The sequence below is a fragment of the Uliginosibacterium silvisoli genome, from assembly GCF_036017035.1.
Taxonomy (GTDB): domain Bacteria; phylum Pseudomonadota; class Gammaproteobacteria; order Burkholderiales; family Rhodocyclaceae; genus Viridibacterium; species Viridibacterium silvisoli.
The window spans coordinates 2,090,505-2,114,966 of record NZ_JAYXHS010000001.1; the positions used below are offsets into that span (position 1 = coordinate 2,090,505).

Here is a 24,462-nt window from a genome sequence, read left to right on the forward strand (position 1 = left end):
CTCCTTGGAATTATTGTGCTGTCGCTGCGGTGCACTGCGACGCCAGGCCGGATCCCGTTCCCTCTCGATGACGGAAGAAACTCGACGGTCCGTGCATCTTTGTAGGCAGACAGCTTCGCGTAGGCAAGAAGAATCGAATTCCCGCCTGGCGCAGCGCCAAAGAAAAAGGGCCGCGACTTGCGGCCCTTTCTTATCACAATCAGGCTCAGCCCAATCGTGCAAGCTGATCGCGCAGCTTCTCCAGCGTCGACGTGAAATCGGCCAGGCGCTTGCGCTCCTGTTCGACCACTTCCGGCTTGGCGCGTGCGACGAAGCCTTCGTTGCCAAGCTTGGCTTGGGCCTTGCCGACTTCGCCTTCGATGCGCGCGACTTCCTTGCCGATGCGCTCGCGCTCGGCGCCGATGTCGACTTCGATCTCTAGCATCATGCGGAACTCGCCGACGACCTGAACCGGCGCGGGCGATTGCGGCAGCTCGGCACCGACGGCGGTGACTGCGCTGAGCTTGGCGAGCGCGGCGAGGTACGGCGCGATGGCTTTAACTGTCGCTTCGTCACCCGACACCAGCAACGGCACCTTGGTAGCAGGCGACAGGTTCATCTCGCTGCGCAGGCTGCGGCATGCATTGATCATGTCCTTGAGCTGCGCAACCTTCGCTTCCGACGCTTCGTCGATGCGTGAAGTTTCCATCGTCGGGTAGCTGGTCGTGCCGATGAAGTCCTGGCTCTTGCGACCCGCAACGACCGACACCGTCTGCCACAGCTCTTCCGTGATGAACGGGATCAGCGGATGAGCGAGGCGCAGGATGGTTTCGAGCACGCGCACCAGCGTGCGACGCGTTGCGCGTTGTTGCGCATCGGAACCGTTCTGCAACTGCACCTTGGCCAGTTCGAGATACCAGTCGCAGTACTCGTCCCATACCAGTTCATAGACGGCGCGCGCGGCGAGGTCGAGGCGGTAGTCGGCGAAGAATTGCGCGATCTCGCCCTCGACACGTTGCAGACGGCTGGTCATCCAGCGGTCGGCAAACGAGAAGTCGAGATAGCCCCCGACGCAGTCAGCCTGCGTGTGGCTGTCCAGACCGCAATCCTTGCCCTCGCAATTCATCAGCACGAAGCGCGTGGCGTTCCACAGCTTGTTGCAGAAGTTGCGATAGCCCTCGCAGCGGTTCATGTCGAACTTGATGTCGCGGCCGGGCGAGGCCAGCGAGGCGAAGGTGAAGCGCAGCGCATCGGTGCCGAAGCCGGGAATGCCTTCGGGATATTCCTTGCGCGTCTTCTTCTCGATCTTCGCCGCGTCGCGCGGGTTCATCAGGCCGGTGGTGCGCTTGGCGACGAGGTCTTCGAGCGAGATGCCGTCGATGAGGTCGATCGGGTCGAGCACATTGCCCTTCGACTTGCTCATCTTCTGGCCTTCCGCATCGCGGATCAGGCCGTGCACATAGACGTGCTTGAACGGAATCTTGCCGGTGATGTGCTTGGTCATCATGATCATCCGGGCGACCCAGAAGAAGATGATGTCGAAGCCCGTGACGAGCACGGAGGAGGGCAGGTACAGGTCGAGGGCGGGGTTGCTCTTCGCCGGATAGTCAGGCGTCCAGTCGAGCGTCGAGAACGGCCACAGCGCGGACGAGTACCAGGTGTCGAGAACGTCATTGTCGCGATTGAGCGCGCCTGTGTAGCCGTCTTTTGCGGCCAGCGTTTTCGCTTCGGTTTCGTCGTGCGCAACCCAGCAGCGGCCGTCGTCTGAATGCCATGCGGGTATCTGGTGGCCCCACCAGAGTTGGCGCGAGATGCACCAGTCCTGCAGGTTGCGCATCCACGAGTAGTAGGTGTTCACCCAGTTTTCCGGCACGAACTTCACTTCGCCGGATTCGACGACTTCGATGGCCTTCTGGCCGATGCTCTTGCCATCCGCGCCCGGCTTGTTGACTGCGACGAACCACTGGTCCGTCAGCATCGGCTCGACGATTTCGTTGGTGCGCTCGCAGCGCGGCACTTGCAGCTTGTGTGGCTTGATCGAGTCGAGCAGACCGAGCGCTTCGAAGTCAGCGACGATCTGCTTGCGTGCTTCAAAGCGGTCGAGGCCGCGATATTTCTCCGGCGCGTTGCCGTTGATCTTCGCGTCCAGCGTCAATACCGAAATCATCGGCAGCTTGTGACGCTGGCCGACGGCGTAGTCGTTGAAGTCGTGCGCCGGCGTGACCTTCACGCAGCCCGTACCGAACTCCTTGTCGACATAGTCATCGGCGATGATCGGGATCTCGCGATCGCACAGCGGCAGCGCAATCATCTTGCCGATGAGGTGCGCATAGCGCTCGTCTTCCGGATGCACCATGACGGCGGTATCGCCAAGCATGGTTTCGGGACGCGTCGTCGCAACGACCAGATGGCCTGAGCCATCAGCCAGGGGATAGCGCAGATGCCACAGCGAACCGTCTTCCTCGTTCGATTCCACTTCGAGGTCGGACACGGCCGTGCCGAGCTTCGGGTCCCAGTTAACAAGGCGCTTGCCGCGATAGATCAAGCCTTCGTTGTAGAGGCGCACGAAGGTTTCGGTGACGGACTTGGATAAGCCCGCGTCCATCGTGAAGCGCTCGCGCTTCCAGTCGGGCGAGGTGCCGAGGCGGCGCATCTGCTTGGTGATGGTGCCGCCGGAATACTCTTTCCACTCCCAGACTTTCTCGAGGAATTTCTCGCGACCGAGATCGAGGCGTTTGATGCCTTCGCCTTCGAGCTTGCGTTCGACGACGATCTGCGTGGCGATGCCCGCGTGGTCCGTGCCCGGTTGCCACAGCGTGTTGACGCCGAGCATGCGGTGATAGCGCGTCAGCGCATCCATGATGGTCTGGTTGAAGCCATGACCCATGTGCAGCGAGCCGGTGACGTTCGGCGGTGGCAGCAGGATGCAGAAAGACTGGTCGGCGGGCTTGCTGGTGTCGAGACCGGCGGCGAAATAGCCGGACTGTTCCCATTTCGGATACCAGCGCGATTCGATGTCGGCCGGTTCAAAGCTCTTGGCGAGTTCCATTTTTGCTGGATGCGTGTGAATGCTGGAGAGCCGGTGATTATACCGGCGCAACGCGCATACAGGACCGCGAGGCGGCAGGCCGATGGCTGCCGGACTACTGTGGCTTCGTATCCAGCAGTGTCGAGAGCTTGTTGGAGAGCTCGGGAAGCAGGGTCGCGCGCATGTGCGCCGAGGTCTGCATGCGGATGCGCTCCGCGACATTGTCCAGCGCGCCGGCGATGACCTGGGGGAGCTCGCGTGCCAGCCAGGCATCGATGGATTGCGAGATATAGGCGTCCAGCTCGATCAGCTGCTCGGAGAATTGCAGCACGACGTCGTGGTGGGTTTCGCGCCGCGTTGACTCAAGCGCGAGCTGGTGCTGCGTCAGGCTTTCGTTGCGACCTTCCACGCGGCCTTGCGACATGCCCTGCGCGAAGCCTTCCTTGTAGGCCTCGTCGCGGCCTTCCTTGCGTCCTTGAGCGAGGGCGTTCTGGACGGCGAGTGGATTGCCGAGGCGGGCGCGGTCGAGCGCGTCCTGGATCGCCCTGTCCTGGTTCTTGAGCATCTCGCGCTGGGTGCGCTCGATAGCGTCGTTGATGAGGATGTTCACCTGTTCGGAAGACAAGCCACTCGTGGCCGGCTGGTCTTCCTCGTCTTCGAGCGCCATGACCTTTGGCACTTCCATGACGTCCATCACGTCGGTGAGCTCAGGCAGGTCGTCGATCACCTCGGTGAGCATGGGCAGCTCCTCAGATTCGGAATTGACGCCATCGGGCCGGTTGCGCTTGATCAGCGCATCGGCCTTGGTGAGCAATTCGTCGGAGAGGTCAGCCTCGTTCAGCGAGGAAATCGGGTTCATCTTGTCAGGGTCGGTGTTCTTGCCGTGTTTTCAGAATGTGTCTCGTTGTTTCAGTCAGGCTTCTTCGCAAGGTCGAATGCCGTAATGACATGGCCTTGCTCCTTGAAGGCCTGCCAGCGTTGCCGTGCCTGCTGGCGATCACCTTCCTGCGTGGAGACGATTTCAACCAGCATGCCGAAGTGCTTGAACGCTTCCGGCACAGGATCGTCGCTCAAGTTCACTAATACGTCCGTATGAGGCGGATTGTCCAGTCGCGAGGCGATGACCACGGGCGTGCGAGCTGCGAGCGGAGAGTCTGCGGCGACATGCGGCACGAAGGAGAGCGGCTGTGCCGTCCACAGCAGGCTGTCGAAACGCTGGGCGAGTGACGGATCCGGTGCGTGCACCAGTACGCGATGCCCCTGCCGCACCGCTTTGGCCGTGATGGAGCAGGCCGCCATCAGGCGGTCAGGGGCATTGTGGTAGAACTTTATTTCAGTCACGTATTTGCGCTTGTTGGCCTGCTTGGTTGCCTGCTTATTTGCCAGCTCTGGCGATCAGGAAGTTGGTCAGCAGCGGTACAGGGCGGCCTGTTGCGCCCTTGTTCGCACCCGAAGTCCACGCGGTGCCAGCGATATCCAGGTGCGCCCACTTGTAGGCCTTGGTGAAGCGCGACAGGAAGCAGGCGGCCGTGATCGAGCCGGCAGGGCGACCGCCGATATTTGCCATGTCGGCGAAGTTGCTCTTGAGCTGGTCCTGGTACTCGTCGAACAAAGGTAGTTGCCAAGCGCGGTCACCGCAATCCACGCTGACATCCAGGATCTCGCGGGCGAGCGCGTCATCATTGGCCATCACGGCGCTGGTCTGGTGACCCAGCGCAATGATGCAGGCGCCGGTCAGCGTGGCGATGTCGATGACGGCTGCAGGCTTGAAGCGCTCCGCGTAAGTCAGCGCATCGCACAGGATCAGGCGGCCTTCGGCGTCCGTGTTGAGGATTTCGATGGTCAGGCCCGCCATCGAACGCACCACGTCGCCGGGGCGTGTGGCATTGCCAGCAGGCATGTTTTCGGTGGTCGGGATCAGGCCGACCAGGTTGATCGGCAGGCCCATTGCGGCGACGGCCTTGAAGGTGCCGAGCACGGAGCCCGCGCCGCACATGTCGTACTTCATCTCGTCCATGCCTTCACCGGGCTTCAGCGATATGCCGCCGGTATCGAAGGTAACGCCCTTGCCGACGAGCACGATGGGCGCGGCCTTCTCTTTGCCGCCGCGGTACTCCATGACGATGAAGCGCGGCGGTTCGACGGCGCCTTGCGCAACGGACAGGAACGAACCCATGCCAAGCTTGGCAATGCCGGCGCGATCGAAGGTGGTGACCTTGAAACCGTAGTGCTTGCCGAGTTTCTTGGCCGTATCGGCAAGATAGGAAGGCGTGCAGACATTGGCAGGCAGGTTGCCCAGCTCCTTGGTCAGCGCCATGCCTTCGGCAATTGCGGCACCTTGTGCAACCGCATTCTTGGCAGCATTGTCGCTGCGGCCGACGAGCAGGAAGTCGAGCTTGGCGACGCCGTTCTTGCTCTTCTCCTTCACTGCGCGCGGCACGTCGAAACGGTAGGCCGCGTCGGCAATCAGCTGGGTCGCAGTCTGCAGTGTGTAAGGCAGGTCACGCTGGGCTGGAATGGCGTCGGTAATGCAGACGGCTGCATCCGCTGCACGATGGCTCGCCAGCCACTTGCCGAGGCTGCTGGTCGCAGTGCGCAGTGCCTTGTCGTTGTATTCAGCCTTCTTGCCGAGGCCGATGACCAGCACGCGTTCAGCCGCGACGCCGGGCAGGACGGGAATGAGCAGCAGGCTGCCAGCCTTGCTTTCGAGATCGCGTTTGACGAGTCGTGCGAGCTCGCCATTGCTGGCGTCGCTGACGGCTTGCGCCTGTGCGCCGAGAGCGCTATCGGCGAAGGCGGTGACGACCAGGCAGGCTGTCTTCAGTTTCTCGGGGGCACTGGCTTTTATGCTAAATTCCACGGGCTGACCTCGTAATAAACGCCTTGTAGAAGGCGGTTGTGATCGTTTCAATCAAGGCTCGGTCATGCAATGCCGACCGGGCCTGCCGCATGCGTAGAGGTTCGTTGGGCACGCGCTGTCATGCGGGCCAGTGCATTATCCCCGCTTGCATCAAGCGCCGTCAAAGCGCACCCCGGAGTACGCGGATTGCGGCGCCAGTAAGCAACACCGGCAATACCGCCTGCGAGTTCATTTGCAACCTCATTTGCGACCCACCCAGACATGATTTTCCGCCGCGCCGCCGTGCGTGAATTTGCCAGCACCGCCGCAGCCATTTCCATGGCGCTGCTGTTCATCATGGTGACCGTGGTGCTCATCCGTTTGTTGTCGCAGGCGGCGGGCGGGCGTGTTCCTGCGGATGCCGTGCTGGCGCTGATCGGCTTTTCCACGCTGAACCAGTTGCCGGTCGTGCTGGCCCTGTCGAGTTTCGTGGCGGTCCTCATGTCCATGAGTCGCAGCTACCGGGATTCAGAGATGGTGGTGTGGTTTGCGTCGGGCTTGCCACTGACCGCATGGATCAGCCCGGTGCTGCGTTTCGCCGTGCCGGTCGCGCTGGTCGTTGCAGTGATGTCGCTGTTCCTGTCGCCGTGGGCACAACAACAGCAGACCGAATATCGCAAACGCCTCGAGAATCGCGACGAGGTCTCGCGCGTCGCCCCGGGTTCGTTCCGTGAGTCGAACGATGCGCATCGCGTGTTTTTCGTCGAGTCCGTGGACAAGGATGCGGGGCGTGTACACAACGTCTTCATCAGCGCGCTGCAAAACGGCAAGCAGAATGTCACGGTAGCGGCCGAAGGCGTCGTCGAGACGGCGAAGAATGGCGATCGTTTCATCGTCCTGCTCAATGGCCGTCGCTATGAGGGCGAGCCGGGCATGGCGGATTACCGCGTGATGCAGTTTGAGCGCTACGCCGTGCGCATCGAGCCGAAGGAAGTGGGCGAGCTGGAGTTTTCGGCCAAGCAATTGCCGACGACGGACCTGCTTGAAAAGCCCACGCCGGCCGGCTGGGGCGAAATGGTCTGGCGTATCGGCATGCCCATTGCCACGGTGCTGCTGGCGCTGCTGGCTATTCCTCTGTCATTCGTCAATCCGCGCGCCGGGCGCACCAACAGCCTGATCTTCGCGCTGCTCACGTTCACCATCTATCTCAACCTGATCGGCGTATCGCGCGCCTGGGTGACGCAAGGCAAGCTCGGCGTGGTGGAGGGCACGTGGGGCGTGCACGGCCTCATGCTGGCCCTGCTCGGTGTGCTTTTCCTGGTTCGGTTGGCGCCGTCCGTGCGCCGCAAATAAGAGCGGAAGGGTTCAAAAAATGAAGACGCTCAGCCGCCATTTGCGCAAAGAAGTCGTTGGGGCCACGCTGCTTGTGCTGCTGGCGTTCATTGCGCTGTTTGCATTCTTCGATTTTCTGGGCGAGCTCGATCAGGTCGGGCAGGGTGGCTACAAGCTCAAGCATGCTTTGATTTTTGTGGCCCTCACCATTCCTAGTCGGGCTTACGAAATCATGCCGATTGCTGTGCTGATCGGCGCGCTCTACGCGCTGACCCAGCTGGCGCGCCACTCGGAGCTGACCGTGATGCGCGCGGCAGGCGTGTCGACCCTGCGCATGCTGGGCAGTCTGCTGCGCGTCGGCCTTATTTTCGTGGTCGTGACCTTTGCGTTGGGTGAATACATCGCGCCGCCACTGGAGCGTGTTGCCCAGAAATGGCGGCTGCGCAGCACCAATGCATCGGCGCCTCAGGAGCTGCGCACCGGGGTCTGGTTGCGCGATGGCAACAGGTTCATCAATGTCGGCAAGGCGCAGCCGGATGCGGCGCTGGAAAACATCAAGGTCTACGAGCTTGACGATGCGTATCACGTGCGCTCGATCAGTTTCGCCGAGCGCGGCGAATACGCAGGAGATGGCAACTGGCTTGTCTCGAACGTCGTGCAGACGCGCTTGCTGGGCGACCGCACGGAAGTGGAGAGCTTTGCGCAGATGCCGGTGCGCTCTTCGCTCACGCCCAATATGTTCAGTGTTGGCATGGTGACGCCCGAGCGCATGGCAATCGGCAGTCTGTACCAGTACGTCCAGCATTTGCAGGAGAACCGCCAGCGCACGGGGCGCTACGAGGTTGCGTACTGGAAGAAGCTGATCTATCCGTTTGCCGCGCTGGTGATGATCGGCCTGGCACTGCCGTTCTGCCTCGGCAGTCAGCGCGCCGGCAATGTCAGCGCACGCGTCATGCTCGGCGTCATGCTGGGTATGGGTTTCTACCTGCTCAACGGGTTGTCGTCTAATCTCGGCGTAATCAATGGCTGGCCCGCCTTGCCGACTGCTGCCGCGCCGAGCCTGCTGTTCCTTGCGCTCGCAATCTTCATGCTGCGAGCAGTCGAGCGGCGTTAGTTGATGCTCAGCGCCTGGTCAGTTGCGGAGGGTCGAAAATGACACAGGTTCCTGCCAGCCGATCATGTACGAACTGGCGGTCGCGATCGACATAGGCGGCCCACAGGATGCCGACGCCGCTCACGATCAGCAGCAGTGACGGCCAGGCCAGCACGTAGCGGATGATGCATTGACGTAGCGTGGGCGCGCGGCCGGTCGTGGCGTCCACCAGCTGCAGACGCCAGGTCTGCATGGCGAGCGTCTGGCCAAGCTTGTGCCAGACAAACACGAAATAGACTCCCAGAATCAGGAACAAGGCGAGCCACTCCAGCCCGCCCGGCACGTTCACGCCAAGGCCGTGCAAGAAAACAAGGGGTGCAAACCAGGTAACTGCGCCAACGCCAAACGTCGGCAGGCTTTCATAGAGCATGGCGGCAAGGCGGCGGCGCAGCGAAGCGAGCTCGACCGCCGGGCGGGCCGCGGCGGTCGGATGCGAAATGGCGGTATTCATGAGGTTGGAGTGGCTTTGGCCGGATCAGGCTGGCTGGTCGGCGCGGATTGCAAAGATGGTGTGACGGCAGGCTGCGATGTCGGCGTAGCGGGTTTGCGGCCGGGCTTGACCGTGCGTGGCGCCACGACAACCGGCTTGGGTGGGCGAACCCCTGGCAATGCGCTTGGAGCAGAGGCGGAAGCGGGAGGAGGCGTCTTGGGCGCTGCCTTCAGTGCTTGCTTCTGTTCGGTGGGCAAAGCATCGTATTCACGCCACTTCTGCTCCAGCTGCTTGCGCTCTTCCGGAGGTGCTGTGCGCAGCTTCTTGTACTGTTCGCGGGCGTTCTGGCGCTCCTGCGGCGTCAGTTTCGACCACTCCTGCATGCGCGCACGCACGTTTGCCTGCTCGGGCGGCGTCATTTTTGGGTAGCGATCAGCGATACCCATCCACTTGAGCTTGGCAACTTCGGAAAAAGTGTTCCATTCCTTGGCGAACGGCGCCAGGACCTCGCGCTGGGTCGGTGTCAGGTGCGCCCAGTCAGAGCCGGTCTGGACGATGGGGGCTGTTGCGGCAAGAGCGGGGCCGAGGATCGTGAACGGTAGCGCAACAGCGCATGCGATCAGGGCTGCGCGGAGGAATTCAGCCATGTATCAAAGCCGCGGTCGAGGTAGGCATTAATCGGGAGGTCATCGGCCAGCAGCGCACTATCTACTTCTTCCAGCTCCGCGGCGCGCTGGATAGAGGTGACGTAATCACCACAGACGAGAAATGCAGCCAGGGCCGCCGCAGCGGCAAGGGGGCGCCAATAGTCTTCGCCCATGCCGAAGAGGTGGCGGCCCATACCGGCCAGCGACAGCTCTCCGACACTATCAACATGGTGTGCCAAGGCGCGCTGGCGGGCTTCGAACAGGCGGTCGGTGGCGGCTGGTTCAAGCGCGGTGCTGGCCAGATTGAGCTTGTGGCGAATCTTCAGGCCGAACTGTTGCTCGAACGCTTGTTGGTCCATCGTTGGTTGGTTCATGGCTCGATCCCCTTTTCGCGCAGCGCTGCCGCCAGCGTGTGCACAGCCCGTGAGCAGTGCGTTTTGACACTGCCTTCCGAGCATCCCATCGCGGCTGCGGTCTCCGCGATATCCATCTCTTCCCAGTAACGCATCAGGAACGCTTCGCGTTGACGTGCCGGTAAACGCTCTATGGCCCGCTCGATTATCGCCAGCATCTGATTCTGCTGGTACTGCCCATGCGGGGTGTCGGCGTGCTTGGAGTCGTCTTCGCTTTCCAGAGTTTCCAGGATGTCGAAATCTTCCTCGTCATCCTTGCGGAAGGCCGAGAAAAAGCTCACCCACAGGTTGCGCACCTTCTGGCGGCGATGGTGATCACGAACGGCATTCTGCAGGATGCGCTGGAACAGCATCGGGAACTCTGACGCAGGGCGCTGCCCGTATTTTTCGGCCAGCCGCATCATTGCGTCCTGCACGATATCGAGCGCTGCCTGCTCATCGCGCACAGCGAACTGCGCCTGTTTGAAAGCGCGACGTTCAACGGAAGCCAGAAAATCGGACAGTTCTGAGCGGGAGGACAGGGTGTTGCCTTTGTCAGGTCGGACTGCGATAAGTCTTGATTTATGGACCTTTTATGGCCAGAAACAGGCCATTTTCCTTGACCAACGCTGCGTGCGGCGGTAACTTAGCGGGTTCTTTTTATCAGAGGTCCGCAAAGACTTCTACTTGCCGGGTGTCGCAATGCTTTTGACGGGTGCCGAGATTGTAGTGAGGTGTCTACAGGAAGAAAAGGTCGAGTATCTATTCGGCTATCCTGGCGGCGCTGTTCTGTTTATCTACGATGAGCTGTTCAAGCAGGACAAAGTACGCCACGTACTGGTTCGCCACGAGCAGGCTGCTGTGCATGCCGCCGACGGTTATGCCCGCTCTACCGAGAGCGTAGGCGTTGCGCTGGTGACTTCCGGCCCTGGTGCCACCAATGCCGTGACCGGCATTGCGACTGCCTATATGGATTCGATCCCGATGGTGATCATCAGTGGTCAGGTGCCAACGCCCGCCATTGGCCTGGATGCGTTCCAGGAAGTCGACACGGTCGGCATCACCCGCCCTTGCGTGAAGCACAACTTCCTCGTCAAGGACGTCAAGGACATTGCCGAGACGATCAAGAAGGCTTTCTATATCGCCAAGACTGGCCGTCCCGGCCCGGTGCTGGTCGATATCCCGAAGGACATCACCGCGCACAAGTGCGAATTCGTCTATCCGGAAAGCGTCTCGCTGCGCTCGTACAACCCCGTGGTGAAGGGCCATCACGGCCAGATCAAGAAGGCCGCCCAGCTGTTGCTCGAAGCCAAGCGCCCGATGATCTACACCGGCGGTGGCGTGGTGCTGTCGAATGCGGCCAAGGAGCTGACCAAGCTGGCACGCGCGCTGGGCTTCCCGGTCACGAATACGCTGATGGGCCTTGGCGGGTTCCCCGCCACGGACAAGCAGTTCGTCGGCATGCTGGGCATGCACGGCACCTACGAAGCCAATATGTCGATGCACTACTGCGACGTCTTGCTGGCCGTCGGTGCGCGCTTTGACGATCGCGTGATCGGCGATCCAAAGCACTTCCAGTCTGAACCGCGCAAGATCATCCATATCGACATCGATCCTTCCTCCATCTCCAAGCGCGTCAAGGTTGACGTGCCCATCGTGGGCGATGTGAAGGAAGTGCTGGAAGAACTGGCGCGCCTGATCGAAGCCGAAAAGCCGAACCCGGAGAACTCCGCGGCCTGGTGGCGTCAGATCGACGAATGGCGCGGCAAGCAGTGCATGCTCTACAAGGGCTCGGACGAAGTCATCAAACCGCAATTCGTCGTGCAGAAAATGTGGGAAGTCACGGGCGGCGACGCTTTCGTGGCGACCGACGTCGGCCAGCATCAGATGTGGGCAGCGCAGTATTACGGCTTCGATGAACCACGTCGCTGGGTCACTTCCGGCGGCTTGGGCACGATGGGCTTTGGTCTGCCGGCGGCGATGGGCATCCAGCTCGCGCACCCGGACAAGCCAGTTGCGGTCGTGACGGGTGAAGGCTCGATCCAGATGTGTATCCAGGAGCTGTCCACCTGCAAGCAGTACCGTCTGCCGATCAAGGTGGTGAGTCTGAACAACCGTTACCTCGGCATGGTGCGTCAGTGGCAGGAGTTCTTCCACGGCAATCGCTATTCCGAGTCCTACATGGATTCGCTGCCGGACTTCGCCAAGGTGGCTGAGGCCTACGGGCATCGCGGCATCCAGATCACCAAGCCTTCCGACGTGGAAGGCGCACTGCGTGAAGCTTTCATCACGCACAAGAACGATCTGGTGTTCATGGACTTCCAGGTCGACTCGACCGAGAACGTCTATCCGATGGTGCAGGGTGGCAAGGGTCTCACCGAGATGATTCTCGCTGAAGACCTGTAATCGAAGAGTTGAACCCATGAACGCAATGCGACACGTCATTTCCCTGCTGCTGGAGAACGAATCCGGCGCGCTTTCACGCGTCTCCGGCCTGTTCTCGGCACGCGGTTACAACATCGAATCCCTCACCGTGGCGCCGACCGAAGATGCGTCGATGTCGCGCATGACCATCGTTACCTCTGGCTCCGACGATGTCATCGAACAGATCACCAAGCAGCTCAACAAGCTGATCGAAGTGGTCAAGGTGGTGGACCTGTCCGAGGCTGCACACATCGAACGCGAGCTGATGCTCATCAAGGTGCGTGCCGTGGCCAAGGACCGCGAAGAACTCAAGCGCATGGCCGATATCTTCCGCGGCCGTGTTGTTGACGTTACCGAGTCGTCGTATGTCATCGAACTCACCGGCACGCAGGACAAGCTGGATTCGTTCATCAACGCGCTCGACCCTGCGCTGATTCTCGAAACGGTGCGCTCCGGCGTCACCGGCATCGGCCGCGGCGATCGCATTCTCAAAGTCTAGCCAGACGCTGGCAGCGCTTCTGGCGCGCGCCCGTCAGCTTTTACCGTTTTACTCGAAAGGAAAATCATGAAGGTCTATTACGACAAGGACGCCGACCTGTCCCTCATCAAGGGCAAGCAAGTCGCAATCATCGGTTACGGCTCGCAAGGCCACGCACACGCACAGAACCTGCGTGACTCGGGCGTCAACGTCGTCGTTGGCCTGCGCAAGGGTGGTGCTTCGTGGTCCAAGGTCGAAGCCGCCGGCATCAAGGTTGCAGAAGTGAATGACGCCGTGAAGGCCGCTGACCTCGTCATGATCCTGCTGCCGGATGAAAACATCCCCGAGGTGTACAACAACAACGTTGCACCGAACATCAAGCAAGGCGCCACGCTGGCCTTCGCTCACGGCTTCAACATCCATTACAACCAGGTCATCCCGCGCGCTGATCTGGACGTGATCATGGTTGCACCGAAGGGCCCAGGCCACACCGTGCGTTCCGAATACCTCAAGGGCGGCGGCGTGCCGTCCCTGATCGCCATCTATCAGGACAAGTCCGGCAAGGCCAAGGACATCGCACTGTCCTACGCAGCTGCCAACGGCGGCACCAAGGGCGGCGTGATCGAGACCGACTTCCGTGAAGAAACCGAAACCGACCTGTTCGGCGAACAAGCCGTCCTGTGTGGTGGCGCTGTCGAGCTCGTGAAGATGGGCTTCGAAACCCTGGTTGAAGCTGGCTACGCGCCTGAGATGGCCTACTTCGAATGCCTGCACGAACTGAAGCTGATCGTTGACCTCATGTACGAAGGCGGTATCGCCAACATGAACTACTCGATCTCGAACAACGCCGAATACGGCGAATACGTGACCGGCCCTGAAGTCATCAACGCACAATCCCGCGAAGCCATGCGCAATGCTCTGAAGCGCATCCAGACCGGCGAATACGCGAAGATGTTCATCCAGGAAGGTAAGACCAACTACCCTGCCATGACGGCACGTCGTCGTCTGAACGCTGTGCATCCGATCGAGACTGTTGGCGGCCAACTGCGCGGCATGATGCCGTGGATCGCCAAGAACAAGCTGGTCGACCAATCGAAGAACTGATGTCTGCGTGAAATGAAAATGGCGGGGGCGTTACGCACCCGCCTTTTTTTTGTACTGCGTTCGTAGAATAAGCAACTGCCTGCGCAGGCTTTGAGGAGGATTCGTATCGTGTCGAAAGAGACCAGCAGCCCGCGTCCTGAAAGACGTCGTCGCGGCATCTACATCCTGCCCAATCTGTTTACTTCGGCGGCATTGTTTGGCGGGTTTTACGCCATTGTGCAGGCCATGAATGGTCGTTTCGAACATGCTTGTGTAGCCGTGTTCGTGGCGATGATTCTTGATGCGCTCGACGGCCGCGTCGCGCGCATGACCAATACGCAGAGCGCGTTCGGCGCCGAGTATGACTCGCTGTCCGACATGGTGTCCTTCGGTGCTGCGCCCTCGCTCGTGATCTACGAATGGGCCATGCGCGATCTGGGCAAGCTTGGCTGGATCGCTGCCTTCATCTACTGCGTGTGTGCAGCGCTACGTCTGGCGCGTTTCAATACCAATATCGACGTCATCGACAAGCGCTTCTTCCAGGGCTTGCCCAGTCCGGCCGCAGCGGCGCTGGTGACGGGCTTCGTGTGGGTCATGATCGACAATGGTGTCGGCGGCGAAGATTATTTCCTCGGTCTGCCGGTGCCGTACCTCGCATGTGCCATCACTGCTTTCGCCGGTATCAGCATGGTCAGCAGTGTCTTTTTCTATAGTGGAAAAGACTTCAACCTGCGGCGCAGCGTGCCGTTCGCAGCAGCGATCGCGCTGATCGTGATCCTGCTGTTCGTATCGTCCTATCCGCCGGGTGTGTTGTTCGGCGTGTTCGTTTGTTATGCATTGTCCGGCTACGTGATGACGCTGGTCCGCCGTCTGCGCAAGCGCAGCGCGCGCGCCAGCCACAGCTGAGCGTTACGAGAGCCAAGGAGTTCATCATGAAAGATCGTCTGGTCATATTCGACACCACCCTGCGCGATGGCGAGCAAAGCCCCGGCGCAGCGATGACGCGCGAGGAGAAAGTGCGTATCGCGCGTCAGCTCGAGAAAATGCGCGTCGACGTTATCGAAGCCGGCTTTGCCGCCGCTTCCAATGGCGACTTCGAAGCCGTACGTGCAGTTGCTGAGGCCGTGCGCGAGTCGACGGTCTGTTCGCTGGCACGAGCCAACGAGAACGATGTGCGCCGCGCAGGCGAGTCGATCAAGCCTGCCGCGCGTGGCCGCATCCACACCTTCATCGCGACCAGCCCGATCCACATGGAGAAGAAGCTGCGCATGACGCCCGATCAGGTCGTCGCGCAGGCGGTGAAAGCGATCGGCTGGGCGTCCGAATACACGGCCGACATCGAGTTCTCTGCGGAGGACGCCGGCCGCTCGGAAGTGGATTTCCTGTGCCGCATCTTCGACGAGGTCATTCGCGCTGGCGCAAAGACGATCAACGTGCCGGACACCGTCGGCTACAACACGCCCGAGCAATTCGCGCGCCTCATCTCCACCTTGATCGAGCGTGTGCCGAACAGCGACAAAGTCGTATGGTCCGTGCATTGCCACAACGACCTCGGCCTCGCTGTCGCCAATTCGCTGGCGGCTGTCGTTGCCGGTGCACGTCAGGTCGAATGCACGGTGAACGGTCTTGGTGAGCGTGCTGGCAATGCCTCGATGGAAGAGGTCGTGATGGCCGTGCGCACGCGTGCCGATCTGTTTCCTGTCACGACGAACATCGACACCACGCAGATCGTGCCGGCTTCGAAACTCGTGTCTCAAATCACCGGCTACCCGGTGCAGCCGAACAAGGCCATCGTTGGCGCCAATGCTTTCGCGCATGAGTCCGGCATCCATCAGGACGGTGTGCTCAAGCATCGCGAAACCTACGAGATCATGCGTGCCGAAGATGTGGGCTGGACAGCGAATCGCCTTACGCTTGGCAAGCTCTCCGGCCGCAATGCGTTCCGCTCGCGCCTGCAGGACATAGGCATTACGATCGAGTCCGAAGAGCAGCTCAATATCGCGTTCGCGCGCTTCAAGGAGCTGGCAGACAAGAAGCAGGAGATCTTCGATGAAGATCTGCACGCACTGATGTCGGACGAAGGGGTGACGCCGGAGCGCGAATTCTACAAACTGGTGGCGTCCAGTGTGCGTTCGGAAACCGGTGAGGTGCCGCATGCGGGAATCACCTTGTCGGTAGATGGCGCTGAACGCAAGGCGCAAGCCAATGGCTCTGGCCCTGTCGATGCGATTTTCAAGGCGATCGAAGACATCGTGAGCAGCAAGAGCGAACTGTTGCTGTATTCGGTCAATGCGATCACGTCAGGTACCGACGCACAGGGCGAGGTCACCGTGCGTCTGGCGCGCGATGAGCGTGTGGTGAATGGTCAGGGGGCTGATACCGACATCATCGTCGCCTCGGCCAAGGCTTATATCAACGCGCTCAACAAGCTGCATGCCAATACCGTGCGCGTCGATCCGCAGGGCGAAGACGCCTGATGCAGGTGTTGTCTCGCGACAACGCCGAGCATTACACATGGGGCGAGGGCTGTGACGGCTGGCATCTGCTCAAGAGCGATGCCTTGTCCGTGATTGAAGAGCGCGTGCCGCCGGGAAAGAGTGAGTCGCGTCATCTCCACATGAATGCGCAGCAGTGCTTCTACATTGTGGAGGGTGAGGCGGCGATCGAGATGGCCGGGCAGGAGGTCTTGCTATCTGCGGGCCAGAGCCTTGTTGTGCCTGCGCGGACACCGCATCAGTTCTTCAATCGCTCGGCGAGCGATGTGCGATTTCTCGTGATATCGCAACCCTCAACGCGCGGTGATCGCCAGTCAGCCGACCCGGCGCCATGACTCCGTCATGCGCGCGTAAATGGCGCAAGCGATGAATAGCACGACGGTCAGCGCGGTTTCAATCCAGCCGACAACGCTGGCGGCGCCACCGCTGGACGTGGCGCTGACAATGCCTTCAGTGAAGTAGATCCAGACAAGCAAGCTCATCCACTGAAAGGTGTAGCGCTTGCCGCTGAAAAAACCAGGCAGGGCTGCGGCCAGCGGCGCGGTCTTGAGGGCCAGCCACGACGCGCCTGGCCGCATCGGCACCAGGTGTAGCTCCCACGCCAGTCCCAGCGCGATGAGCGCGAGCAGGGCGGCTATGCCGATGGTCTGCGCACCGCGAGCACGTGTTGCGCATTGCTGGACAAATTCCGGCGTAACAGGCGTTGCAGTCTTTGAGCGCTTCATTTGTGATTAAATCGATTGAGATACAACAGAGCGGCCGAGGTAGTACGGCCGGACAAGGCGGCCATTATAGGCGCGCTGCCATCTGGAGTTTTACGATGATTCATCTGCCCTCGCACATGTGCGGACATCTGCTGGGCTTCAACGAGTTCTGGCAGCGCATGCGCGCAAAGTCGGCGGACGCGCGCATTGCGCAAACGGCTGGCAGTCTGACTTTCACGACGCTGCTGTCGCTCGTGCCTTTGCTGACTGTCACGCTGACTTTGATGTCGAAGTTTACGCAGTTCGCAAGCCTCGGTTCGGGCTTGCGCAGCTTCTTGCTGGAGAATCTGCTCCCTGATCGTGCCGGCAAGGTCATTACGACCTATGTATTGCAGTTCAGCCAGAAGGCGTCCAGCCTTACGCTGGTGGGTACCAGCATGCTGGTGGTGACGGCGGTGATGTTGCTGCAGACCATTGACCGCACGCTGAACAGCATCTGGGCCATTCGCCGCCCTCGGCCGTGGTGGGTGCGCATGTCGACGTACTGGATTGTGCTCACAATAGGTCCGTTCGTGCTGGCAGCGTGTATTGCTTTCATGAGCATGGTGGTCAAGACGTCCCTGGGGCTGGTGCACGAGCCCGCTTGGGTGGGCTCATTCGCCAACACCTTGATGCCTGCCTTGCTGATCTGCGGCCTGTTCACTTATCTGTTTCACAAGGTGCCCAACCGTCCGATGGAATTGCGTCACAGCATCATAGGTGGCGTCGTGGCCGCGCTGGGGGTTATGCTGGTGCAGCGGCTGTTCGGGCTCTATCTTTCGAAGCTGCCGAACTTCACGCTGATCTACGGCACCTTTTCGGTCGTCCCGATCTTCCTCGTGTGGCTCTATTTCACCTGGGTAGCTGTATTGAATGGCGCTGTGGTGGCAGCTGTCCTGCCGGACTTTCAGTCGCGTCACAAGCTTTTGCCGGAGACGCCTTCCGGTCGTATCCATGCAGCATTGCGGCTGGTTGTGGCTTTGGCGGAGGCTCAGAAGATCGGCATTGCACAGCCGCTTGCGACACTCGCCGAGAAAAGCGGGCAGGGTCGAGTGGGAGCCGAGCAGATGCTCGATGACATGGCGCAGGCAGGCTGGGCTGTGTGCACAGAAGCCGGGGAGTGGGTGCTCAGCAAATCAGCGCACACCTTGAGCCTGGGGGACGTGATGGCCTGGCTGGCTCTCGGCGGCGGGCCGGAGCCTGATGTTGGTATCGACGAGCAGCGCGTGATTCGCGCAGCGCTTGCGCGCCTGCGTAGCGCACTGGATACGCCCGTCGCTTCGCTTGTTGATGAAGCATCAAGCCTGCAGCGAGGCCCGTGAGTCCTTGCGCGGAGGCGGCTTACAGCGGGTAGGGATCGATCTCGAACTGGAACAGCTCGACGTTCGCGGTTTGCATGTCGAGGCTCAGCAGGCGGCCTTGTGCGACATAGAGTCGATCGATGTCCGACACCAATGAGAAGCGGCGTGAAGTGTAGGTGCCCGATGGCGCCAATACAGCCTGATGCTGGCGCAATGCCGGTAGCACCGGCAGTACAAGCGCATCAACCATGGAGACAGAGCGGTCGTTGCTGAGACGGAAGCCGACCTGCACGGGCACCGCACCCTTCGACACGATCTGCAGGCCCATCTCGAGTTGGCCGGCGTCGCCGCTGCGCAGCCAGCGTACGACGCACACGCTCCATGCTTCCTTGGGTTCGCGCCGCAATGCTACGGCCATACCGGCGCCCAGCCCTGAGCCGGCCCCCTTGACCTGGATGATCGCGTAGCCGCCAGGGCTTTCATTGACGACATCCCACTCCGAAATAAGCTCGGCCGCTGCACTCTTGTCGCCACGCAGCATGCGCCAGATGGAGGTCAGTCCGACACAGGCTTCAACTGAATACTGCTGGCGCCGCCGTGGATGTTCGCGCTTTGGTGGTGCGTGCCAGCGGGAACGCATGCGACCCAGGAGTGCTGTCGGCACGACGCCGGGGAACAGTTCGCTGGGCTCGAGATCCGGGCCGCCACGGCCGCCTTCGTGGCGTGCCAGCAATTCCGCTGCGCGGCGGGCCAGCGCTGTCGTAGCGAAAAAAATCAGTTTCGATTTCTGGCGTTCCGGTGGCATCTGCCTGTTGCAGGCCTGAGGTTCCGCTGTATCTGCTGGGTCGATCCAGTACCACGCGCCTTCCAGCGACGGGGGGCGATCTTCCTGTACGTGCAGCTGACCACAAATCCGGCTGACATACTCCGCAGCCCAATCGAGTTCGCCGGGCGACATTGTGCGTGGATCCAGCGCAGCAATGCCAAGCAGGCGTTTGTAGGTAAACAGAGCGGTTTCGGCAGGGCTGCCCGCAGCCTGTGCCGCGCCAGCCTCGGCGCGGGACAGGTAGTACAGGCGATTGGCTGTCTGCCACAACGAGGTTTCGGGCTCTCGTCCGGATTGGCAGACAATTACGAATTGTTCGCACAACAGGCGCAGTGCGCGTGCTGAAGCCGTTTCATTCAGGCGGCGTTGCGTACGGATGGCGCCTGAGCTGGCATTGGACAGGACGCGTTCGAAGCCTTGTGCAATACGCAGCAGGCTTGCTGTCATCAGGCTTGCGCTGGCAAGCCAGTCGGCAGCGAGCGGAAGCTCCATGCTGCGCAGGCTGCGACGAAACTCCCCGCTTAGTTGCAGGGCGCGGCTGTAAAACAGTTCGATGCAACGATGAAACTGGGCATGACTGATACCGCGCGGTGCGTGTAGCGCATCAAGATGCCCTGCCAGCGCGACTGCTTCGGCATGGAGGTCGCCGGATGCAGGCGAAATCAGCCAATCGATGATGGGGGCTGTGACTTCGCTGTGGGAAAGGGCACCGACGGACATTTGGGAACGCTGCTATCTTGGTGGTGATCACGCGGAAGAGGCATATTGTAGGGCAGCAAGGCCTTGCTGCCGAGGCCAGTCGTCGCCAATTGCCCGATTGACTCGTTTTCAGTACCGGATTTGCGGAGAATTCGCAGAGCTCTTTATGGCCGTAGCGTGAGACGCTTGAGTAAACGACGATTTTCGCATAGCATGCCGGGTTTTTCCGATTCCGTTACTTGCGCGGCCACGTGGGCTGCCGTCAGGGTGTCGGAACTCTTCACTGAAGGATATCAACATGGTTGTGATCCGCCTTGCACGCGGCGGCGCCAAGAAGCGCCCGTTTTTCAATATCGTTGCTACTGACTCGCGTAATCGCCGTGACGGCCGTTTCATCGAGCGCGTTGGCTTCTACAATCCGGTTGCTTCCGGCGCTGAAAAGCCGCTGGCCATCAACCTGGAGCGTCTGACTTACTGGCAACAGAATGGTGCCCAGCTGTCCCCGACCGTCGAGCGTCTGGTCAAGCAAAACGCCAAGGCTGCAGCCTGAGCAATCTGTTCCTGAGGTTTGAGTCGTGATCGTTCTGGGTCGCATCGTCGCTCCCCATGGCGTCCGCGGCGGCGTGAAGATTCATCCCTTCGGGGACGATCCTCACTCGTGGAGCAAGATGGTTTACTGGTGGCTTGGGCGCAATCCCGACTCCAGTAACGAAGCAGACTGGAAGGCCTACAAGCTGGAAAGCCTGCGGGACCAAGGCAAGAATCTGGTCGCCAGTTTCGATGAAGTATCGGATCGCAATGGCGCAGAAGCGCTGGATGGCTTGTTCATCGCCGCGCCACGTGAGTACATGCCCAAGCCCGGTCTTGACGAGTACTACTGGGATGACCTGATCGGTCTGGCCGTGCTCAATACCGCAGATGTTCAGTTGGGTGTTGTTCAGGGCTTGATTGAAACCGGCGCACACGACGTGCTGCAACTTGCCGATGGCGAGGGTGATGCGAAGGTGGAGCGCTTGATTCCCTTCGTAGGCGCCTTCATCAAGAGCGTCGATTTGACGCTTCGCGAGATTCGCGTCGAGTGGGAAGCTGACTGGTGAGCGCCGAAAGCGCTGGAGCATTCAAGCGCCGCTTCGACGTCGTCACGATCTTTCCGGAAATGTTCGCAGCCTTGCGCGAACACGGGATTTCGCGACGCGCACATGAGCGCTCCTTGTGGTCGCTGCAGTGCTGGAACCCGCGGGACTTCACCTCGGACGTGCATCGCACAGTGGATGACCGGCCATACGGCGGCGGCCCCGGAATGCTGATGTTACCCGGCCCGCTGGAGCAGTCGATCGCCTCGGCAAAAGCCGCGCAAGTGGCGGAGCAGGGCAAGGTCGGACGTGTGATCTACCTGTCGCCGCAGGGCGCACCGCTGACGCATGAAACCGTGCTGCGTCTGACGAAGCAGGAATCGATAACGCTGCTGTGCGGGCGTTATGAAGGAGTTGACCAGCGCCTGATCGATCGCTGTGTTGATGAAGAAATATCGATTGGAGATTTTGTGGTGTCCGGCGGCGAGCTGCCAGCCATGTTGTTGATGGATGCAATCATCCGCCAACTGCCTGGCGCGCTTGGCGATGCGGATTCCGCAGTCGAAGACTCTTTCGTAGCGGGATTGCTGGACTATCCGCATTACACGCGACCGGAAGTCTTTGATGAAGAAAAGGTGCCCGCCGTGCTGTTGTCGGGCAACCATGCAGAAATCAGGCGTTGGCGACTCAAACAGTCACTGGGCCGAACCTGGCAGAGACGCCCGGACCTGTTGCAGGGCCGAGCGATGAGTCGGGAAGAAATGTCACTGCTTGAGGAATTCAAGCGGGAGCAGGAAGCGGATTCATAAGGATCCGTGGATGACAAAGACATGCATCAGGTGGCGACCTGCTCTGCATGCGAGGCTTGAACCAACAAGCCATAACTTTTATTGAATGGAGTTACGCAATGTCGAATCTGATTCAACAACTCGAGCAGGAAGAAATTGCTCGTCTGGGCAAGACCATCCCCGAATTCTCGCCTGGCGACACCGTCGTTGTGCAAGTGAAGGTCAAGGAAGGTACGCGCGAGCGTTTGCAAGCTTACGAAGGCGTGGTGATCGCCAAGCGTAACCGCGGCCTGAACTCCAGCTTCATCGTTCGCAAGATCTCGTCGGGTGAAGGCGTGGAGCGTACGTTCCAGACCTACTCGCCGCTGGTTGCCAGCATCGAACTGAAGCGTCGTGGCGATGTTCGCCGCGCCAAGCTGTACTACCTGCGCGACCGCTCCGGCAAGTCGGCACGTATCAAGGAAAAGCTCACCCGCCGCGCCTGATCTTATCGGTGCAGCAAACAGAACGCCCCGCTTGCGGGGCGTTTTGCATTCCCTTCGGTATTGAAAGGCCGGAATTTGCCCCGACTTGTTTCACATTGACGCTTGTCGACATCGGTTCGATAATGCAAGAGTCCGCTTTGCGCTGCAGCATCAGCATGCAGTAACTAATTGATTTCAGGAGTCCCGATCATGAATGCCGTGACCGAAATGCCAGATCCTTTTGTCTTCACCGACAACGCCGCAAACAAGGTCAAGGAGTTGATCGAGGAGGAGGGCAATCCGGAACTGAAGCTGCGCGTATTTGTTTCCGGCGGCGGCTGCTCCGGTTTCCAGTACGGTTTCACCTTCGATGAAGAGATGAATGAAGACGACACCACTTTGAACAAGAACGGTGTGACGTTGTTGATCGATGCCATGAGCTATCAATATCTTGTTGGCGCTGAAATTGACTATAGCGATGGTCTTGAGGGCTCCCAGTTCGTCATCCGCAACCCCAACGCAACGACAACCTGCGGTTGTGGCTCGTCCTTCTCAGTCTGATTCACGAGTAACGAAACAAAAAGGGCGCCCGCGGGCGCCCTTTTTTGTTTCGCTAAGTACCTAATTCAGGAGTGCGAGTGTCGCCTTCGCGCCAGACGCAAGTGGGGCTCGCAGTTTGGTAACTTGGGCGTGAAACCGGGCAAGCTGGTGGCTGTCCGGGGGCAAAGCGCTCGCCAGGTTCGGCTCTAAAGGGTTTTGGTGAACACCGTTGATGCGGAACTCGTAATGTAGATGTGCTCCGGTCGCCCATCCCGTCTGGCCGACAAAGCCAATCACCTCACCTTGGCGTACGGCATCCCCTTTTTTCAATGCCTCCGCAAAACCGTCGAGATGGCCATAGGCTGTTGTAATTGCTTTGTCATGACGCAAGGTAATGAAATTGCCGAAGCCGCGCATGTCACCAATGAACTCTACGACACCGTCTGCTGTGGCGTGCACCGGGGTGCCCAGCGGGGCGCTGAAATCTATCCCTTTATGCTGGATCCACGTTTTCAGGACCGGGTGTTCGCGCCCGACAAAGCCTGAGCTGATGCGTGAAGCCGCGACCGGCGAATGCAGAAAGCGCTCGCTCAGGTTTTTGCCATCTTCCGAGTAGTAGCTTCCTTTGTTACCTGGCTTGGAGAACCAGTAGGCGGTATGGGTGTGTGCCGCGTGGGTCAATTCGAGCGCCAGAATACGTCCGCTGCGATATGGCACCCCTTGATGAAAAAGGGCTTCGTATATGACTCCGAAACGATCGCCCCGTTTGAGCTTGCCCAGCGCATCGCTTTCTTCTCCCAGAACGGCAGGCGCGGCGCGAAGCACATCCGCTGGCAGTCCAGCAGCGTTGGCTGCCGCTGAGAAATTCGAGCGGATAGTCCCGGAAATGGAAGCCACGCGTGTTTCGGGGGCGATCGTCTGTTCTTCCATTGCCAGGCCATGCGCTTCACGCTTAATGCGGACACTCTTCGTATCTTGATAGTCAAAAATATCCAGAAGCTGCAAGCCCCCAGGGCGCGAGGTGTGCGCGACAACGGCTGCTCCGGGCTTCAGGTGCAGCAGGGCGCTGCCGCGTGAAGTGATGAAATTGCGCGCTTCCGCATCGCGCACGCCAAGACGGTTCAGCAGCGCGGAGACGCTCTCCCCTTGGCGCAGCGTCGTTCCCACAATGAAGGGGGTTTCGACATCGTTCATGACTTCCGTGGGTGGCAAAGCCAGATCTTCCACTTGAAGCTTGGCGAGCAACCCGGCGTCAGGACCGACGTCCGTCATGGCTGCCGCCGAAACAGCGCATACCAATGTAAAGGTGGTCACAAACAGCGCCGCCCGTCGTGGGGCGGAGCCCCCAAATGTGGGGTGATGGGTAAGTTTGTTTGGCGGAGTCATCTGCCAACTTACGGCAGAGAGTCCCGTGGGTTTAGCAAGCTGATGATCTTCATGAATTTATTAATGACAACGGGGCATTGCGAGAGTTGAGAGTGAGCTTGGAAAGAGGCTGGTGGCACAAAAGCTGTTCGCTGGTGCCAAGATCTCATGAAGAAAATGTGACAAAGCCTTGACCTGCCGCTGAAACCTGTCCATAATTCTGCCTCTTCGCTGCTTCCGGGCGATGCGCTGAAATCGCGTGATCGAGGTACTGAGTCAAGCGAAGTCGGCGAGCTGCAAAGCCAAGCTGGACGCGGGTTTGCGGCGAATGAGGTGGTGTTGTTGAAGTCGAGTGATTCGCAAAAATAGTTTTGCAAATTGCT

Annotated in this window: 26 protein-coding genes; 14 read left to right on the top strand and 12 right to left on the bottom strand. The window is 60.1% G+C overall.

Annotated features, from left to right (window positions below):
• Positions 1–205: 205 nt before the first annotated feature.
• The 4 genes from VVD49_RS09485 to VVD49_RS09500 form a co-directional block, all read right to left on the bottom strand.
• On the bottom strand, positions 206–3,028 hold the full coding sequence (locus VVD49_RS09485) for a valine--tRNA ligase (protein ID WP_327598899.1): 2,823 nt from the start codon (positions 3,026–3,028) through the stop codon (positions 206–208).
• A gap of 94 nt (positions 3,029–3,122) precedes the next feature.
• Entirely contained in the window at positions 3,123–3,866 is a 744-nt protein-coding gene (locus tag VVD49_RS09490) for a FliH/SctL family protein (RefSeq protein WP_327598900.1), read from the bottom strand.
• A gap of 50 nt (positions 3,867–3,916) precedes the next feature.
• Positions 3,917–4,348, bottom strand: a complete 432-nt coding sequence (locus tag VVD49_RS09495; protein ID WP_327598901.1) for a DNA polymerase III subunit chi — start codon at positions 4,346–4,348, stop codon at positions 3,917–3,919.
• A 34-nt stretch (positions 4,349–4,382) separates the two neighbouring features.
• Positions 4,383–5,867 carry a leucyl aminopeptidase gene (locus VVD49_RS09500; protein ID WP_327598902.1) on the bottom strand — a complete coding sequence of 495 codons (1,485 nt, stop codon included), beginning with the start codon at positions 5,865–5,867 and terminating at the stop codon, positions 4,383–4,385.
• A gap of 261 nt (positions 5,868–6,128) precedes the next feature.
• Between VVD49_RS09500 and lptF the strand changes: the two genes are divergently transcribed.
• Together lptF and lptG are read left to right on the top strand one after the other, a co-directional pair.
• The gene (gene lptF, locus VVD49_RS09505) at positions 6,129–7,199 is read left to right on the top strand and encodes an LPS export ABC transporter permease LptF (RefSeq protein ID WP_327598903.1); all 1,071 of its coding nucleotides are present in this window, start codon (positions 6,129–6,131) and stop codon (positions 7,197–7,199) included.
• Between the two features lie 19 nt (positions 7,200–7,218).
• Positions 7,219–8,292: an LPS export ABC transporter permease LptG gene (lptG, locus tag VVD49_RS09510; protein WP_327598904.1), complete on the top strand. Its 1,074-nt coding sequence runs from the start codon at positions 7,219–7,221 to the stop codon at positions 8,290–8,292.
• A gap of 7 nt (positions 8,293–8,299) precedes the next feature.
• Here the strand turns inward: lptG and VVD49_RS09515 are convergent, their stop codons facing one another.
• The 4 genes from VVD49_RS09515 to VVD49_RS09530 are packed head-to-tail and all read right to left on the bottom strand — an operon-like array spanning position 8,300 to position 10,372.
• A complete protein-coding gene (locus VVD49_RS09515) occupies positions 8,300–8,782 on the bottom strand; it encodes an RDD family protein (RefSeq protein ID WP_327598905.1) in 483 nt (160 codons plus the stop codon).
• Entirely contained in the window at positions 8,779–9,408 is a 630-nt protein-coding gene (locus VVD49_RS09520) for a DUF3106 domain-containing protein (RefSeq protein WP_327598906.1), read from the bottom strand. Before VVD49_RS09520 ends, VVD49_RS09515 begins: the two co-directional genes overlap by 4 nt.
• On the bottom strand, positions 9,381–9,782 hold the full coding sequence (locus tag VVD49_RS09525; RefSeq protein ID WP_327598907.1) for a DUF3619 family protein: 402 nt from the start codon (positions 9,780–9,782) through the stop codon (positions 9,381–9,383). The genes VVD49_RS09520 and VVD49_RS09525 overlap by 28 nt, the downstream gene beginning before the upstream one ends.
• Complete coding sequence (locus tag VVD49_RS09530; protein ID WP_327598962.1) at positions 9,779–10,372, bottom strand: RNA polymerase sigma factor; 594 nt, start codon at positions 10,370–10,372, stop codon at positions 9,779–9,781. The genes VVD49_RS09525 and VVD49_RS09530 overlap by 4 nt, the downstream gene beginning before the upstream one ends.
• 130 nt (positions 10,373–10,502) lie before the next feature.
• Between VVD49_RS09530 and VVD49_RS09535 the strand changes: the two genes are divergently transcribed.
• The 6 genes from VVD49_RS09535 to VVD49_RS09560 all read left to right on the top strand — a co-directional run bounded on the left by VVD49_RS09535 (position 10,503) and on the right by VVD49_RS09560 (position 16,615).
• A complete protein-coding gene (locus VVD49_RS09535) occupies positions 10,503–12,206 on the top strand; it encodes an acetolactate synthase 3 catalytic subunit (protein ID WP_327598908.1) in 1,704 nt (567 codons plus the stop codon).
• Positions 12,207–12,231: 25 nt separating this feature from the next.
• Complete coding sequence (ilvN, locus tag VVD49_RS09540; RefSeq protein ID WP_327598963.1) at positions 12,232–12,723, top strand: acetolactate synthase small subunit; 492 nt, start codon at positions 12,232–12,234, stop codon at positions 12,721–12,723.
• Between the two features lie 66 nt (positions 12,724–12,789).
• Positions 12,790–13,806 carry a ketol-acid reductoisomerase gene (gene ilvC / locus VVD49_RS09545; RefSeq protein WP_327598909.1) on the top strand — a complete coding sequence of 339 codons (1,017 nt, stop codon included), beginning with the start codon at positions 12,790–12,792 and terminating at the stop codon, positions 13,804–13,806.
• Between the two features lie 108 nt (positions 13,807–13,914).
• The gene (gene pssA, locus VVD49_RS09550) at positions 13,915–14,691 is read left to right on the top strand and encodes a CDP-diacylglycerol--serine O-phosphatidyltransferase (RefSeq protein ID WP_327598910.1); all 777 of its coding nucleotides are present in this window, start codon (positions 13,915–13,917) and stop codon (positions 14,689–14,691) included.
• A gap of 26 nt (positions 14,692–14,717) precedes the next feature.
• Positions 14,718–16,262 carry a 2-isopropylmalate synthase gene (locus VVD49_RS09555; RefSeq protein ID WP_327598911.1) on the top strand — a complete coding sequence of 515 codons (1,545 nt, stop codon included), beginning with the start codon at positions 14,718–14,720 and terminating at the stop codon, positions 16,260–16,262.
• Positions 16,262–16,615, top strand: coding sequence for a cupin domain-containing protein (locus VVD49_RS09560; protein ID WP_327598912.1), 354 nt, complete (start codon positions 16,262–16,264; stop codon positions 16,613–16,615). Before VVD49_RS09555 ends, VVD49_RS09560 begins: the two co-directional genes overlap by 1 nt.
• On the opposite strand, the gene VVD49_RS09565 is transcribed toward VVD49_RS09560, so the two are convergent.
• Positions 16,595–17,005, bottom strand: a complete 411-nt coding sequence (locus VVD49_RS09565) for a DUF2069 domain-containing protein (RefSeq protein WP_327598913.1) — start codon at positions 17,003–17,005, stop codon at positions 16,595–16,597. The genes VVD49_RS09560 and VVD49_RS09565 overlap by 21 nt on opposite strands.
• Before the next feature lie 95 nt (positions 17,006–17,100).
• Here VVD49_RS09565 and VVD49_RS09570 point away from each other — a divergent pair, with 95 nt between their 5' ends.
• A complete protein-coding gene (locus VVD49_RS09570) occupies positions 17,101–18,345 on the top strand; it encodes a YihY family inner membrane protein (protein WP_327598914.1) in 1,245 nt (414 codons plus the stop codon).
• Between the two features lie 19 nt (positions 18,346–18,364).
• On the opposite strand, the gene VVD49_RS09575 is transcribed toward VVD49_RS09570, so the two are convergent.
• Positions 18,365–19,870, bottom strand: coding sequence for a hypothetical protein (locus tag VVD49_RS09575; RefSeq protein ID WP_327598915.1), 1,506 nt, complete (start codon positions 19,868–19,870; stop codon positions 18,365–18,367).
• Between the two features lie 277 nt (positions 19,871–20,147).
• On the opposite strand from VVD49_RS09575, the gene rpsP reads away from it, so the two are divergent.
• The 5 genes from rpsP to erpA all read left to right on the top strand — a co-directional run bounded on the left by rpsP (position 20,148) and on the right by erpA (position 22,735).
• Entirely contained in the window at positions 20,148–20,399 is a 252-nt protein-coding gene (gene rpsP, locus VVD49_RS09580) for a 30S ribosomal protein S16 (RefSeq protein WP_327598916.1), read from the top strand.
• 25 nt (positions 20,400–20,424) lie between these two features.
• Positions 20,425–20,946, top strand: a complete 522-nt coding sequence (gene rimM, locus VVD49_RS09585) for a ribosome maturation factor RimM (RefSeq protein WP_327598917.1) — start codon at positions 20,425–20,427, stop codon at positions 20,944–20,946.
• A complete protein-coding gene (gene trmD, locus VVD49_RS09590; RefSeq protein ID WP_416384895.1) occupies positions 20,940–21,731 on the top strand; it encodes a tRNA (guanosine(37)-N1)-methyltransferase TrmD in 792 nt (263 codons plus the stop codon). Before rimM ends, trmD begins: the two co-directional genes overlap by 7 nt.
• Positions 21,732–21,829: 98 nt before the next feature.
• Complete coding sequence (rplS, locus tag VVD49_RS09595; protein WP_327598919.1) at positions 21,830–22,195, top strand: 50S ribosomal protein L19; 366 nt, start codon at positions 21,830–21,832, stop codon at positions 22,193–22,195.
• Positions 22,196–22,384: 189 nt separating this feature from the next.
• On the top strand, positions 22,385–22,735 hold the full coding sequence (erpA, locus tag VVD49_RS09600) for an iron-sulfur cluster insertion protein ErpA (RefSeq protein ID WP_327598920.1): 351 nt from the start codon (positions 22,385–22,387) through the stop codon (positions 22,733–22,735).
• 60 nt (positions 22,736–22,795) lie between these two features.
• Here erpA and VVD49_RS09605 read toward each other — a convergent pair whose 3' ends face one another.
• Together VVD49_RS09605 and VVD49_RS09610 are read right to left on the bottom strand one after the other, a co-directional pair.
• Positions 22,796–23,986 carry a M23 family metallopeptidase gene (locus tag VVD49_RS09605; protein WP_327598921.1) on the bottom strand — a complete coding sequence of 397 codons (1,191 nt, stop codon included), beginning with the start codon at positions 23,984–23,986 and terminating at the stop codon, positions 22,796–22,798.
• Positions 23,987–24,245: 259 nt separating this feature from the next.
• Positions 24,246–24,462 (bottom strand): hypothetical protein (locus tag VVD49_RS09610; protein ID WP_327598922.1); only part of this gene is annotated, 217 nt, incomplete at its 5' end.

Excerpts from the sequence above, each read along its gene's own strand:
- VVD49_RS09485 (WP_327598899.1), bottom strand. The coding sequence starts at position 3,028 with ATGGAACTCGCCAAGAGCTTTGAACCGGCCGACATCGAATCGCGCTGG.
- VVD49_RS09490 (WP_327598900.1), bottom strand. The coding sequence starts at position 3,866 with ATGAACCCGATTTCCTCGCTGAACGAGGCTGACCTCTCCGACGAATTG.
- lptF (WP_327598903.1), top strand. The coding sequence starts at position 6,129 with ATGATTTTCCGCCGCGCCGCCGTGCGTGAATTTGCCAGCACCGCCGCA.
- lptG (WP_327598904.1), top strand. The coding sequence starts at position 7,219 with ATGAAGACGCTCAGCCGCCATTTGCGCAAAGAAGTCGTTGGGGCCACG.
- VVD49_RS09515 (WP_327598905.1), bottom strand. The coding sequence starts at position 8,782 with ATGAATACCGCCATTTCGCATCCGACCGCCGCGGCCCGCCCGGCGGTC.
- VVD49_RS09520 (WP_327598906.1), bottom strand. The coding sequence starts at position 9,408 with ATGGCTGAATTCCTCCGCGCAGCCCTGATCGCATGCGCTGTTGCGCTA.
- VVD49_RS09525 (WP_327598907.1), bottom strand. The coding sequence starts at position 9,782 with ATGAACCAACCAACGATGGACCAACAAGCGTTCGAGCAACAGTTCGGC.
- VVD49_RS09535 (WP_327598908.1), top strand. The coding sequence starts at position 10,503 with ATGCTTTTGACGGGTGCCGAGATTGTAGTGAGGTGTCTACAGGAAGAA.
- ilvN (WP_327598963.1), top strand. The coding sequence starts at position 12,232 with ATGCGACACGTCATTTCCCTGCTGCTGGAGAACGAATCCGGCGCGCTT.
- ilvC (WP_327598909.1), top strand. The coding sequence starts at position 12,790 with ATGAAGGTCTATTACGACAAGGACGCCGACCTGTCCCTCATCAAGGGC.
- VVD49_RS09555 (WP_327598911.1), top strand. The coding sequence starts at position 14,718 with ATGAAAGATCGTCTGGTCATATTCGACACCACCCTGCGCGATGGCGAG.
- VVD49_RS09560 (WP_327598912.1), top strand. The coding sequence starts at position 16,262 with ATGCAGGTGTTGTCTCGCGACAACGCCGAGCATTACACATGGGGCGAG.
- VVD49_RS09565 (WP_327598913.1), bottom strand. The coding sequence starts at position 17,005 with ATGAAGCGCTCAAAGACTGCAACGCCTGTTACGCCGGAATTTGTCCAG.
- VVD49_RS09570 (WP_327598914.1), top strand. The coding sequence starts at position 17,101 with ATGATTCATCTGCCCTCGCACATGTGCGGACATCTGCTGGGCTTCAAC.
- VVD49_RS09575 (WP_327598915.1), bottom strand. The coding sequence starts at position 19,870 with ATGTCCGTCGGTGCCCTTTCCCACAGCGAAGTCACAGCCCCCATCATC.
- rpsP (WP_327598916.1), top strand. The coding sequence starts at position 20,148 with ATGGTTGTGATCCGCCTTGCACGCGGCGGCGCCAAGAAGCGCCCGTTT.
- rplS (WP_327598919.1), top strand. The coding sequence starts at position 21,830 with ATGTCGAATCTGATTCAACAACTCGAGCAGGAAGAAATTGCTCGTCTG.
- erpA (WP_327598920.1), top strand. The coding sequence starts at position 22,385 with ATGAATGCCGTGACCGAAATGCCAGATCCTTTTGTCTTCACCGACAAC.
- VVD49_RS09605 (WP_327598921.1), bottom strand. The coding sequence starts at position 23,986 with ATGACGGACGTCGGTCCTGACGCCGGGTTGCTCGCCAAGCTTCAAGTG.